The following is a 13,238-nucleotide window of genomic DNA, read 5'->3' as shown; positions in this document are numbered from 1 at the left end:
TCAATCTTCCACCTGCAGAATGGCCAGGAATGCCTCTTGCGGCACTTCGACCGAACCGATTTGTTTCATGCGCTTCTTGCCAGCCTTCTGCTTTTCGAGCAGCTTGCGCTTGCGCGAGACGTCGCCGCCGTAACACTTGGCCAGCACGTTCTTGCGCATCGCCTTGATTGTCTCACGCGCGATGATGTTTGCGCCGATGGCCGCCTGGATGGCCACGTCGTACATCTGCCGGCTGATGATCTCGCGCATCTTCGCCACCACCGCGCGCCCGCGATACTGGCTCTGGCTGCGGTGCACGATGATGGAAAGCGCATCGACCTTTTCGCCGTTGAGCAGAATGTCGACCTTGACCACGTCCGAGGCCCGGTACTCGAGGAACTCGTAGTCCATCGACGCATAACCGCGGCTCACCGACTTCAGCTTGTCGAAGAAGTCCAGCACGATCTCGCCCAGCGGCATCTCGTAGGTCAGCATGACCTGACGGCCGTGATAGGCCATGTTCATCTGCACGCCGCGCTTCTGGTTGGCCAGCGTCATCACCGCGCCCACGTAGTCCTGCGGCATGTAGAGATGCACGGTCACGATGGGTTCGCGGATCTCCGCCATGCGGCCCACGTCGGGCATCTTCGACGGGTTCTCGACCATGAGGATCTCGCCGTCGGCCTTCACCACCTGGTAGACCACGCTGGGCGCGGTGGTGATCAGGTCCTGATCGAACTCACGCTCGAGCCGTTCCTGCACGATCTCCATGTGCAGCAGCCCCAGGAAACCGCAACGGAAGCCAAAACCCAGGGCCTGGCTCACTTCGGGCTCGTACTGCAGCGAAGCATCGTTGAGCTGCAGCTTCTCGAGTGCGTCGCGCAACGCGTCGTACTGGCTGGCTTCGGTCGGATAGAGGCCGGCGAACACCTGCGGCTGGATTTCCTTGAAACCGGGCAGCGCCGACGTGGCGGGGCCCAGGTTGTTGGGCAGCTTTTTCTCGAGCGTGATGGTGTCGCCCACCTTCGCGGCCTTGAGCTCCTTGATGCCCGCGATGATGTAGCCCACCTCGCCCGCTTCGAGCGAATCGCGCACCAGGTTGGCCGGTGTGAACACGCCCAGGTTGTCGGCGTTGTAGACCGCACCGGTGGCCATCATCTTGATGCGCTCGCCCTTGCCCAGGCGGCCGTCGACCACACGCACCAGCATCACCACGCCCACGTAGCTGTCGAACCAGCTGTCGACGATCATGGCGCGCAGCGGCGCATCGGGCTGGCCGCGCGGGGCGGGCACCTTGGCGACGATGGCCTCGAGGATCTCGTCGACGCCCATGCCGGTCTTGGCCGAGCAGGGAATCGCCTCGCTGGCATCGATGCCGATCACGTCCTCCACTTCGGCCTTGGCGGTTTCGGGATCGGCCTGGGGCAGATCCATCTTGTTGAGCACCGGCACCACCTCGACGCCCAGGTCAAGCGCCGTGTAGCAGTTGGCCACCGTCTGGGCTTCCACGCCCTGCGAGGCGTCGACCACCAGCAGCGCGCCTTCGCAGGCCGACAGCGAACGGCTGACCTCATACGAGAAATCGACGTGGCCGGGCGTATCGATCAGATTGAGGTTGTAGATCTGGCCGTCTTTGGCCTTGTACTGCAAGGCCGCAGTCTGCGCCTTGATGGTGATGCCCCGTTCCTTCTCGATGTCCATCGAGTCGAGCACCTGGGCTTCCATATTGCGCTCCTCCAGGCCGCCGCAGCGCTGGATCAGGCGGTCGGCCAACGTCGACTTGCCGTGGTCGATGTGCGCGATGATGGAAAAATTTCGAATGTGATTCATCAAGGGAACCGCTGTTGAGGAGAACAAACGCCGGCTCGGGCCGGCATAAAAAAAGGCGCGTCAATCTGCGACGCGCCCTTAAACCAACAATCTTCGGCAACTGCGATGGTTGGGACTTCATTGTAGGCAAATCCCCCAGACACCACACCCAAGACTGTCGAATCGAACGCATTGCACGGCTGCCGCGAAAATACAACAACCTGCGATCCTCCCCGAGATCCAGGCCTGGAACGGCTTCTTATAACCGTCCAAAAAGCCCAGCCCCGGATGAACGGGGCTGTAGGGCATATCGGTCCCACATCGTGAACCGCCAGGCGCTGCTTATAACCTCAGGAAAAATCCGGTCCCCGATTTTACCGAAAACGGTTGTTAGTCTGGCCAAGCCCATCCGAGGCCGGGGCCGGCAGCCTGTTGTGCATACCGTGGCATTTTCCGCAAACCCGATCAGCACAGGCTGGCATGCCCCTGACCGGCCCAGCCGGGGCCGGCGCCGGCACGGCGCCCGGCGACGCCAGACTCAGCGTTGCGGGCCCGGACGAATCACCACGTACTGGGCCCATTCGCCGCGGCGCAGCAGCAGGGTCAGGGGCTTGGCCTTGTCGACCTTGGCATACAGGGCTTCGAAAGAACGGACATCCGACACCGGCTGATTGGCCAGCGACAGCACCACGTCGCCCGCCCGCACGCCCGCCCGTGCCGACAGGCCTTGGGCCCCATCGACCCACACACCGCCGTTGACCTTGAGCTCGGACTTCTCGGCTGCGGTCAGGTTGCGCAGGTTCAGGCCCAGCGACTGCACAGCCCCGGCGCTCGGTGCCGCCTGCGACTTGGCGGCGGCCGCCGATGCACTCTGCTCGGGTTCGAACTCCGCCACCATGATCGACAGTTCACGCGGCTTGCCTTGACGGAACACGGTAATCGAGGCCTTCTTGCCCGGAGCGGTATTGCCGACCAGGCGCGGCAGATCGCTGGTGCGCTCGATATCGGCCCCTTCGTAGCGGATGATGATGTCGCCCGGCTCGATGCCGGCCTTCTCGGCCGGCGAGCCCGGCTCCAGGCTGCGGACCAGCGCACCGCGCGGACGGCCGAGCCCGATGGACTCGGCCACGTCCTTGCTCACCTGATCGATCTGCACGCCGATGCGGCCGCGCGTCACCCGGCCGGTTGCCCGCAGCTGGTCGCTCACGCGGATGGCTTCGTCGATCGGAATCGAGAACGAAATGCCCATGAAGCCGCCCGACCGCGAGTAGATCTGGCTGTTGATGCCGACCACCTCACCCCGCATGTTGATGAGCGGTCCGCCCGAATTGCCCGGGTTGATGGCCACATCGGTCTGGATGAAAGGCAGATAGTCGCCGGTATCGCGCTGCTTGGCGCTGACGATGCCGGCCGTGACGGTGTTTTCGAGTCCGAACGGCGAGCCGATGGCGATCACCCATTCGCCCACCTTGAGCTGGTTGAGGTCGCCGATCTTGACGGCGGGCAGACCCGTCGCCTCGATCTTGACCACGGCCACATCGGTCCGGGCGTCCGCGCCGATCAGGCGTGCCTTGAACTCGCGCTTGTCGGGCAAGGTCACCAGCAGCTCATCGGCACCCTCGACCACATGGGCGTTGGTCATGATGAAGCCGTCGGTCGTCAGGATGAAGCCGGAGCCCACGCCCGTGGGCCGTTCCTCTTCCTGCTGGGGCTGCTGCGGCTGGCCGCGGCGCGGCGTGGGCTGGCTGGGCATCGGCACGCCGAAGAAACGTCGGAAGAACTCCTGCATTTCCTCGTCCATCTGGCCACCGCCAGGGGCGCTGTTGGCCGCCACGCGCTCGGTCGCCCGGATGTTGACCACCGAGCCCGCGTTCTGCGTGACCAGTTGCGTGAAATCGGGCAGCCCCTGAACCTGGGCATAGGCGTCCGAGGGTGTCCACAACGCCCCGCTGGTCGCCACGACCAGGGCCGCGGTCAACATCACGCTGCGCGTACGCTTCCATTTGGAGACCATATCCATACTTCCATCTCTCCTGTCATCAAAGCGGAATTGCTGGGTGCGACCCCAAATCCTGGCCCAAGTTCACTGGGCAGCCGTTCGATCGCGACCGCTGCGCTCAACATGCAGGCGCAATCGCGGCATTCAAGACTGCCACACATTATGGGGTGAGGTGGCCGTGACCCTCGGTGCCCCTCAGGGCTTGCGTTCGAGCGCGTCGGCGAAGGCCTGCAAGGTCTGGGCCGGCACCTCGCCCACGGCCGTGAGCCACCAGTCCTGCACCCGGCGCGTGAGCACATGGGTCGCGCCTTGCACGAGCTGGACCTCGCGCAGATGCTGTGCGCTGTCGTAGGGCTGCAGGAACAGGGAAACGGAACCCAGGCCGTCGGAAAAAATCCATTGCATGGCGACCGGCGCACCGGCGGAGTCGCCGTGCCCCAGTTCACGCCGGTAACAGCTCACCGGCATGAAACCCGGAACGTCGCGCGACAGGCGCCAGCCTTCCTGATCCGCCGTGGTGCGTTGCAGGGACGACGTCTTGACGGTATAGCCTTCGAGGTCGCGGCGCTGGCGTTCCAGGGCGTCGACATCCAGGGCCGGCGACAGGCGCAGTTCGGAGAAAGCCGACTGTTCGAGCACCTGCCCTCGCGCATCGACGATCTGCATCTTCACCGGCAAACCGGTGCGAGCTTCGCTCCAGAGCCGGTAGCCAAACCGCCAGTCGTCGCGAGGCATCAGGTCGATGCGTTTGGATGCATGGCCCGCAACCGCGTCCGAACCGGCCACGCCGACCCGGTACACCTGGGACAGGCGGCTGGCAGGGCCCTGCAGCAGGTTGGGGAAACTCATCAGCGGATCGCGCTTTTCCCGCACGGCCTGGCGGCTGGCGGGCCACAGGGTCAGCACTTCGTCGGCATGGCGGTAGGCGATGCGGGGACGGTTGCCCTGGGTCTCGATGCGGTCGACGGTCTGCCCACCCACCAGCGTGTGCTCGATGCGGGACGAAGACACGTGTCCGCCGATGGAGACCTCGACGGTCCCGGCATAACTGTTGCGCCGGGGTGCGCTCTGCAGGCGCTCCAGCCATTCGTCGACGGTTTTCTGGGGCTGGGCAGCGGGCGATGCCGTCGGGCCCGGCGCTGCAGACTGCTGCGCCCAGACACCGGAGACACACGCCACAAACATGACCGCACCCACGCACAAGGCACGAGTGCTCGGGAGACGCACAGCTGAAAGAACGGTCATGGACAAAGGATTCAGGACAAATCAAACAGACGCGCCGCACTCGACCTTGAGCGACCCATCCGGTTGCGGCAGCTCAAGGTGCCGACTGCACGGTGGCGTCGCGCACGAAGTCCACCGGGGTCTGCAGCACCGACGCACCGCCCTGGCGATGCGCGGCAAGGAATTCATCGAGACGGGGATCGCGGATCATCATGCTCTCCACGCCGCCGTCGTTGGCGGCCTGAAGGGCGTAACGGGAAGCCACCGAGCCGACCGCCTCGCGCTCGACCACCAGACCCGGCTGGGAAATGCGGCGCAGCGAGCCCTGAGGCAGCAAAGCCACGGCCGAGCCTGCCCCGGCCACACTGGCCGACACCTGCTGAATGGCCGCATCGCCGGCCAAGGATCCGCCGGCAGCCAGTTGAGGCGCGGGCGCCGAAGGCTGCTGCAGGGCAATCTCTTGCGGCGCAGGCGTCGCGGGCGCGAGCGAAGATTCGTCGAGCGCTGCCCAGCCCACCACCAGAACGGCCATCACGGTGGCCAGACCGGCCACCATCTTCCAACGGTAGATTCCGTCGTTGGCCGCGCTGCGCGGAGCCGGCTCGGCCCGTTGCACAGGCACGCTGGGCGTATTGAGCGGCAAGACGTTGTCTGCAACGACCGTCTGCACGTCCGGTTCGGCCGCCAGTCGCTCGCGAAAAGCAGCCAGGAAGGCCAGTTCGTTGCCCGACCCCGCCAGCGCCGCACCGCCACGCATGACATCGCCGATGCGCTGGTAATCCGCCCAGTCCTCGAGCAGCCCGGGATCGCGCGCGATCGCCCCCATGGGCGCCGCGCAGGCCGCGCGCTCGACTTCGCCATCCATCAACGCCGACAATTGCTCGCATGCGCGGTCACGCGCCTGCACGCCATTCAGTTCCGTACTCATTTTCGCAACCTTTCGCGACCACTCGCTCTTGTTCTAGACATCGCACCGCACGCAAAACCGGCCTTACCAGCGTTTTCCGGTCTGCTTGTTCAGCAACGGTTTCACCCTGGCGGAAATCGCTTCGCGTGCCCTGAAGATACGCGACCGGACGGTACCGATCGGGCAATTCATCATCTGGGCGATTTCCTCGTAACTCAACCCTTCGATCTCGCGCAGCGTCACGGCTTGCCTCAACTCCTCGGGCAAATCCTCGACGGCCGCGTTCACGGCATTGGCGATTTCCTTGGCTTGCAGAGACGCTTCCGGGGTCTCGGAACTGATTGGTTCGTTTTCGGGGCGGGAAGTTTCATCGTCGTCGCTCGCCCCGCGCAAAGCGCTTTCCGTGAGCACCGGATCGCGCTTCATGTCGACCAGCGCCTTCTTGGCGGTATTGACCGCAATCCGGTAGAGCCAGGTGTAGAACTGCGCGTCGCCACGGAACTGTCCGAGGGCCTTGTAGGCCCGGATGAAGGTCTCCTGGGCGATGTCCTCGACCAGATCGACATCACGCACCATGCGGCCGATGAGACGCTGGATCCGTCGCTGGTATTTGATGACCAGCAGTTCGAATCCCCGCTGATCACCCTCCAAGGTACGGCGCACCAGCTCGGAATCGCTGTCCGGATCCGCGGGTTGGGGTGGGATGGCCTCAGTCATCAGGCGTGGCAGTGCTCATAAAAACGAAGTTTGCGCGGCGCATGCACCACGCTCTTCAGGATTCGGAGACGCTCGCCGCATCCGGCTCACGTCTGGCGGGGGAATATACAGCACGACGCAACGACAGCCATGCCTCGTCGTCGGCCTCGTGCACGACACGCGCCATCCAGAGCCAGCGAGGGAGCCGTCCGCCCGGGCTTTGTGGCCCGCTGCAGCGCAGCAAGATCGCCCACTGGACATCCAGCATGGGCTGAACGGCGACGGACACGCCTGCAGACGGCGGCGAACCGTCGGCCAGCCACAGCCACTGCAGGCCGGTCCAGCGCAAGACCCCTTGCTCGAGGCTTCGAAGATTGGAGCGCACGAGCCAGGCAGATAGGGGCGACAGGGCCAAAATCAAGCCGCCGCCCGAGAAAAACGTCGTCTGCAGCGCCCAGCCCCACCCCAGCAACACGCCGACACCCCAGACGCTCCACATGATCCAGGAGAGACGACGGCACGCACCGACCCGGCCCTGCGGCGTAGCCGGCGCGTTGTAGCGTTGAAAGTCGGGCCGCACGGCGCATCAACAGACAATCGGCCTTGCCGCCGCCCCGACCCGGATGCCAGGTCGGAGGGGGAGGCGATCAGGGGGCGCGCTTGAGCACCAGCGTGCCGTTGGTGCCGCCGAAACCGAAGTTGTTCTTGACGGCGATATCGATCTTCATGTCCCGCGCGGTGTTGGCCACGTAGTCGAGGTCACACTCGGGATCCTGGTTGAAGATGTTGATGGTGGGCGGGCTCTTCTGGTGATACAGAGCCAGCACGGTGAACACCGTCTCGATGCCGCCGGCGCCGCCCAGCAGATGGCCGGTCATCGACTTGGTCGAATTCACGGCCAGCTTCTTGGCGTGGTCACCGAAAGCGGCCTTGATGGCCTGGGTCTCGTTGGCATCGCCCAGCGGCGTGGATGTGCCATGCGCATTGAGGTACTGCACCTCGTCGGCATTGATGCCGGCATTCTTCAGCGCCATGGCCATGGAACGGCGCGGGCCGTCCACGTTGGGAGCCGTCATGTGATAGGCGTCGCCGCTCATGCCGAAACCGATCAGTTCGGCATAGATCCGGGCGCCGCGCGCCTTGGCATGCTCATATTCCTCGAGCACCACCACACCACCGCCCTCGCCCAGCACAAAGCCGTCGCGGTCCTTGTCCCACGGACGCGATGCGGTCTGCGGATCGTCGTTGCGGGTCGACAGGGCGCGTGCGGCCGCGAAGCCACCGACACCCAGAGGGGAAACGGTCGACTCGGCACCGCCGGCGATCATCACATCGGCATCGCCGTACTCGATCATGCGAGCCGACATACCGATCGCATGAAGGCCCGTGGTGCAGGCCGTGACCACCGCGATGTTCGGACCCTTGAAGCCGTAGCGGATGGAGACGTGGCCGGAGATCATGTTGATGATCGAAGCCGGCACAAAAAAGGGCGAGATGCGGCGCGGCCCGCGGTTGGCGTATTCGCCATGCGTGCCTTCGATCATCGGCAGACCGCCGATGCCCGAGCCGATGTTCACGCCGATGCGTTCGGCCTGCTCGAGGGACAGGTCGTCGCCCGTCTTCAGACCGCTGTCGGCCACTGCCTGGACGGCTGCCGCATAGCCGAGATGGATGAAGCGGTCCATGTGACGCGCTTCCTTCTCGGGCATGTATTGCGTGATGTCGAAGTCCTTGACCTGGCCGGCGAATTTGCAGGCGAAGTTGGAAGCATCGAAGGCCCGGATCAGATCCACACCGGACTGACCGGCCAGCAACTGGCTCCAGGCTGCATCAACCGTATTGCCAACGGGACTGACGCAACCCAGGCCGGTGACGACAACACGACGTCTGGACATAGCTCGCTCGCTTATAGAGAGTGTTGGACAGACGCCCGCACGCCGACCACCAGTTGCCTGGCAGATGCGGCGCCTTGCCGGCGCTGTAAAAATTCTGGAAAGGAATGAAGGAAAGTCGCCACAGGGGCCGAAGGACTGCTGTTTGCGTCCCCTGCTGTCGCCGCACATTGGCGAGATCGGACTGTTCCAACGGAGAGCCCTGACATGCAGGACAACTCCAGGCCTGCCGGAGAACACAGCAAGATCCCTGTGCAATGCCCACAAGGGGCGGATCGTGCCGATCTGTTCCGGTCAAGGCAAACGGCCATCAGGCCTTCTGGTGTGCCACTGCGTAGTCAATGGCGTTTTGCACCGTGGTGATCTTCTCTGCATCTTCGTCCGGGATTTCAATGCCGAACTCATCTTCGAGAGCCATCACCAGCTCAACCGTGTCCAGGGAGTCTGCGCCCAGGTCGGCCACGAAGGCCTTTTCGTTGGTCACTTGGGACTCTTCCACGCCGAGTTGTTCGGCAATGATTTTCTTGACACGTGCTTCGATATCGCTCATGGTTTCCCTCTGGGGGTAGTCTAAACAATCCGTCATTCTAACCGGCCTTGCATGGACTACTCCCATGCATGACGAGGGTTGGGCCGTGCGGACACCCGGCCATCGAAAACAGCAGCGACAAACGCTGCTGCCGTCAACTCATGTACATGCCGCCATTGACATGCAGTTCCTGCCCGGTCACATAGCCGGCCTGCGGGCTGGCGAGGTAACCCACGGCGTGGGCGATGTCGGACGGCTGGCCCAATTGGCCCAGCGGAATCTGGCTGAGCAGGGCCTTGTGCTGCTCTTCGGGCAGCACTGCGGTCATGTCGGTGGCGATGAAGCCCGGTGCCACACAGTTCACCGTGATGTTGCGGCTGCCCAACTCCCGGGCCAGCGCACGCGTGAGACCTGCTACGCCGGCCTTGGCCGCCGCGTAGTTGGCCTGTCCTGCGTTGCCCGAGGCGCCCACCACGCTGGTGATGCTGATGATGCGGCCATACCGCTGTTTCATCATGGGCCGGATCACGGCGCGGCTGAGGCGGAAGATCGCCTTGAGATTGGTGTCGAGGACCGCATCCCAGTCGTCGTCCTTCATGCGCATGGCCAGCGTATCCCGCGTGATGCCCGCATTGTTGACCAGAACGTGCAAGGCGCCATGCTCTTTCACGATGGCGTTGATGAGCGCCTCGGAAGCGGCGGCATCGTTGACGTCCAGCGCATGGCCCTGGCCACCCCAGGCAGACAGCGCTTCGGTGATCTTCTGGGCACCGGATTCGGTCGTGGCGGTGCCGATGACCTTGAGGCCCTGGGCCGCCAGTTCGCTGGCGATGGCTGCGCCGATACCGCGCGAAGCGCCGGTGACGAGGGCCACTTGGCCCGCAAATTTCACATCAGTCATGGTGTGGATAGAGATTCAAAAAAAGGACCGCAACGCAGCCGCGCGGCCGCCGGCACTCAGGCCAGAGCGGCCTGGGCTTCGGCCAGCGTGGCGGGATCGTAGACGGCGACAGCCGTCAGCTCGGGTGCGATTCGTTTGGTCATGCCCGAGAGCACCTTGCCCGGTCCGCACTCGACGATGTGCGTGATGCCCCGGGTCTTGAAGGTGTGGAGGGTCTCGACCCAGCGCACCGGGCCGAAGGCCTGGCGGTACAGCGCCTGACGGATCGCATCCGGCTCGGACTGTTCGGTGACGTCGATGTTGTTGATCAGCGTGATGCGGGGCACGGCAAACGAGGTCGATGCCAGCGCCTCCTTGAGGCGCTCGGCCGCCGGCCGCATCAGGCTGGAATGGAAAGGAGCCGAAACCGGCAGAATCAGGGCGCGCTTGGCACCGGCCTTCTTGAGCGCTTCGCAGGCGGCATCGACCGCGGCCTTGCTGCCGGCGATCACGGTCTGGAGCGGATCGTTGAAGTTGACGGCCTCGACCACCTCGCCGCTGCCATCGCCGAAACCGCGCGCCACCTCTTCGCAGGTGTCGATCACGATGCCGGCCGGCAGGCCCAGCACGGCCGCCATGGCACCGACCCCCACGGGCACGGCATCCTGCATGGCCTGGGCACGGAAACGCACCAGCGGTGCGGCATCGGCCAGCGACAGCGCACCGGCAGCGACCAGAGCGGAGTACTCGCCCAGCGAATGGCCGGCTACCAGGGCCGGCGTCGCGCCGCCTTCGGCCTCCCAGACACGCCAGGCGGCCACACCGGCCACCAGCATCACGGGCTGGGTGTTGGTGGTCAGGGCCAGCGCTTCCTTGGGGCCTTCGTGGATCAGCTTGGCGATGTCTTCGCCCAGCGCGGTCGACGCTTCCTCGAGCGTGGCACGCACGACGGGATGGTCGCCCCAGGCGTCGAGCATGCCGACAGACTGTGAGCCCTGGCCGGGAAAAACGAATGCGAAGGTGGAGTCCATGGATGTGGGATCGGTGGAGGTTGAACTGAAGCCGCTCGATGCGGCACGGGATGTCGGGCCTTGCAGTGCCGGTCAGAGGTCGAGCAGGACCGCACCCCAGGTGAAGCCGCCCCCCACGCCCTCGAGCATGAGCGTGTCGCCAGGCTTGATCTTGCCGTCTCGGATGCCCGCGTCAAGTGCCAGCGGAATCGAGGCTGCCGAGGTGTTGCCGTGTTCGCCCACGGTGACGATGACCTTGTCCATGGGCAGGCGCAGCTTGCGCGCCGTCATCTGCATGATGCGAATATTGGCCTGATGCGGAATCAGCCAGTCGATGTCCGCTGCGGTCTTGTCGGCCTTGGCCAGAACTTGGCGCGCCGCATCCTCGAGCACGCCCACGGCCAGCTTGAACACCGCCTGGCCGTCCATCTTGAGCAGCGGATCGCCCATCGCCTTGCCGCCCGAGACGTTGCCCGGCACGCACAGGATGCCGGCATGCTTGCCGTCGGCATGGAGGTCGCTGGCCAGGATGCCCGGCCGGTCGCTGGCTTCGAGCACCACGGCACCGGCGCCGTCGCCGAACAGAACGCAGGTGGTGCGATCGGTGAAATCGAGCAGGCGCGAAAACACTTCGGCCCCGACCACCAGGGCCCGGTTGGCCGAACCGCTCTGGATCATGGCATCGGCCACGGTCAGGGCGTAGACGAAGCCGCTGCAGACCGCCTGGACGTCGAACGCCGCGCTGCCCGCGGTGCCCAGCTTGTGCTGCAGCAGCGCGGCGGTGGAGGGAAACACCATGTCGGGCGTCGACGTCGCCACGATGATGAGATCCAGATCGTCGGCCTGCAGTCCTGCTGCCGCCAAGGCGCGCTTCGAGGCTTCGAGCGCCAGGTCGCTGCTGCCGACATCGGGCGCAGCGAAATGACGCGCGTGGATGCCCGTCCGCTCCACGATCCATTGATCTGAAGTCTCGATGCCGTCGAGGGCCAGTCGGGCAGCCAGCTCGTCATTGCTGATGCGCTGCTCGGGCAGAAAGCTGCCCGTTCCGGTGATGCGTGAATAACGTCTGGTCATAGCTGATGCGTATCTCTCACCGGCCCTGACCGAGCGTGCATCCGATCCACACGGCAGCCGGACCCGACCGGGTCAAGCCTGGGATACCGAAGGATGGCGCGCGGGCGCTGCCGGCTGTTGTTGTAACGGCTCCGCGCCGGTCGCGGGCAACAGAAGCGGCGCGGCCTGGGCGATGCGGGCCTGGACCCGCTGGAGCAACTGGTTTCGTGCCGCATCATACGCGCGCTGAAGCGCATGCTCGAAGGCCAATGCATCGGCGGAGCCATGGCTCTTGAACACCAGTCCCCGCAGTCCGAGCAGTGCCGCGCCGTTGTAGCGGCGATGATCGACACGCGTCTTGAAAGCCTTTAGGACCGGATAGGCCACGATGGCGGCAAATTTGGTCAGGATGTTGCGCGAGAACTCCTGCTTGAGGAATTGGCCGATCATCGAGGCCAGGCCTTCGGTGGTCTTGAGCGCGACATTGCCGACGAAACCATCGCAGACCACGATGTCGGACGTGCCCTTGAAGATGTCGTTGCCTTCGACGTTGCCATAGAAGTCGATGGCACCGGTCGCCGCCGCTGCACGCAGCAGTTCGCCTGCACGTTTGATTTCTTCGCTGCCCTTGATGGCCTCGGAGCCGATGTTGAGCAGGCCGACCGTCGGCCGCGCCTTGTCCTTGAGCACCGAGTCGAGGGCCGAACCCATGACGGCGAACTGCAACAGATGTTCGGCCGTGCAGTCGACATTGGCGCCCAGATCCAGCACCGTCGTGGCCTCGCCCTTGGCGTTGGGCAAGGGATAGGCGATGGCGGGCCGCTCGATCCCCTCGAGGGTCTTGAGCACATAACGGGCGATGGCCATCAGCGCTCCCGTATTGCCGGCCGAAACCGCAGCCTCTGCATGCCCGTCCTTGACCTGAACGATGGCCACGCGCATCGACGAGTCTTTTTTGCGGCGCAGAGCCAGTTCGATCGGATCGTCCATGGCCACCACCTCGGTGGCGATCACGGACCGGGCGCGCGGGTGTTCGAAACCGGCCAGCGCATCGGCCTGACCGACCAGCAACAGGCGAGCGTCGGGATGGCTGTCGAGAAAATGCCGGCAAGCCGCCAAAGTGACTCGAGGGCCATGGTCGCCCCCCATGCAATCAACGGCGATGGTGGTGATGGTCATCTCTCAAACAAACTGCTACGGGACGAGGGCCGACAGAGCTCTCGAAAAAAAAGGCCTGGCGCCGCACTTGCCGTGCAGCGG

The 13,238-nt window shown here is 64.7% G+C and carries 12 protein-coding genes; all 12 read right to left on the bottom strand.

The genetic code is table 11. The features are described 5' to 3' along the window. The 12 genes from lepA to plsX all read right to left on the bottom strand — a co-directional run bounded on the left by lepA (position 1) and on the right by plsX (position 13,151). Positions 1 to 1,809: a translation elongation factor 4 gene (lepA, locus tag EC845_RS19280; RefSeq protein WP_123299760.1), complete on the bottom strand. Its 1,809-nt coding sequence runs from the start codon at positions 1,807 to 1,809 to the stop codon at positions 1 to 3. Positions 1,810 to 2,326: 517 nt separating this feature from the next. Further along, complete coding sequence (locus tag EC845_RS19275) at positions 2,327 to 3,808, bottom strand: Do family serine endopeptidase (RefSeq protein WP_370451357.1); 1,482 nt, start codon at positions 3,806 to 3,808, stop codon at positions 2,327 to 2,329. A gap of 174 nt (positions 3,809 to 3,982) precedes the next feature. Further along, positions 3,983 to 5,032: a MucB/RseB C-terminal domain-containing protein gene (locus EC845_RS19270; protein ID WP_123299759.1), complete on the bottom strand. Its 1,050-nt coding sequence runs from the start codon at positions 5,030 to 5,032 to the stop codon at positions 3,983 to 3,985. Positions 5,033 to 5,105: 73 nt separating this feature from the next. Next, entirely contained in the window at positions 5,106 to 5,939 is an 834-nt protein-coding gene (locus EC845_RS19265) for a sigma-E factor negative regulatory protein (protein WP_123299758.1), read from the bottom strand. 63 nt (positions 5,940 to 6,002) lie between these two features. Next, complete coding sequence (gene rpoE, locus EC845_RS19260) at positions 6,003 to 6,635, bottom strand: RNA polymerase sigma factor RpoE (RefSeq protein ID WP_123299757.1); 633 nt, start codon at positions 6,633 to 6,635, stop codon at positions 6,003 to 6,005. A gap of 55 nt (positions 6,636 to 6,690) precedes the next feature. Next, on the bottom strand, positions 6,691 to 7,113 hold the full coding sequence (locus EC845_RS19255; protein WP_148077349.1) for a hypothetical protein: 423 nt from the start codon (positions 7,111 to 7,113) through the stop codon (positions 6,691 to 6,693). A gap of 148 nt (positions 7,114 to 7,261) precedes the next feature. Continuing rightward, positions 7,262 to 8,509, bottom strand: coding sequence for a beta-ketoacyl-ACP synthase II (fabF, locus tag EC845_RS19250; RefSeq protein ID WP_123299755.1), 1,248 nt, complete (start codon positions 8,507 to 8,509; stop codon positions 7,262 to 7,264). A gap of 307 nt (positions 8,510 to 8,816) precedes the next feature. Beyond that, positions 8,817 to 9,056, bottom strand: coding sequence for an acyl carrier protein (gene acpP / locus EC845_RS19245; RefSeq protein WP_123299754.1), 240 nt, complete (start codon positions 9,054 to 9,056; stop codon positions 8,817 to 8,819). 133 nt (positions 9,057 to 9,189) lie between these two features. Next, positions 9,190 to 9,936: a 3-oxoacyl-ACP reductase FabG gene (gene fabG / locus EC845_RS19240; protein WP_123299753.1), complete on the bottom strand. Its 747-nt coding sequence runs from the start codon at positions 9,934 to 9,936 to the stop codon at positions 9,190 to 9,192. 56 nt (positions 9,937 to 9,992) lie between these two features. Then, positions 9,993 to 10,946: an ACP S-malonyltransferase gene (gene fabD / locus EC845_RS19235; RefSeq protein ID WP_123299752.1), complete on the bottom strand. Its 954-nt coding sequence runs from the start codon at positions 10,944 to 10,946 to the stop codon at positions 9,993 to 9,995. Positions 10,947 to 11,018: 72 nt separating this feature from the next. Further along, positions 11,019 to 11,999, bottom strand: a complete 981-nt coding sequence (locus EC845_RS19230; protein WP_123299751.1) for a beta-ketoacyl-ACP synthase III — start codon at positions 11,997 to 11,999, stop codon at positions 11,019 to 11,021. 72 nt (positions 12,000 to 12,071) lie between these two features. Further along, complete coding sequence (plsX, locus tag EC845_RS19225; RefSeq protein WP_123299851.1) at positions 12,072 to 13,151, bottom strand: phosphate acyltransferase PlsX; 1,080 nt, start codon at positions 13,149 to 13,151, stop codon at positions 12,072 to 12,074. Positions 13,152 to 13,238 lie beyond the last annotated feature (87 nt).

It is taken from the genome of Comamonas sp. BIGb0124, assembly GCF_003752175.1.
GTDB lineage: Bacteria > Pseudomonadota > Gammaproteobacteria > Burkholderiales > Burkholderiaceae_C > Comamonas_F.
This window is presented reverse-complemented; position numbering and strand designations above follow the sequence as displayed.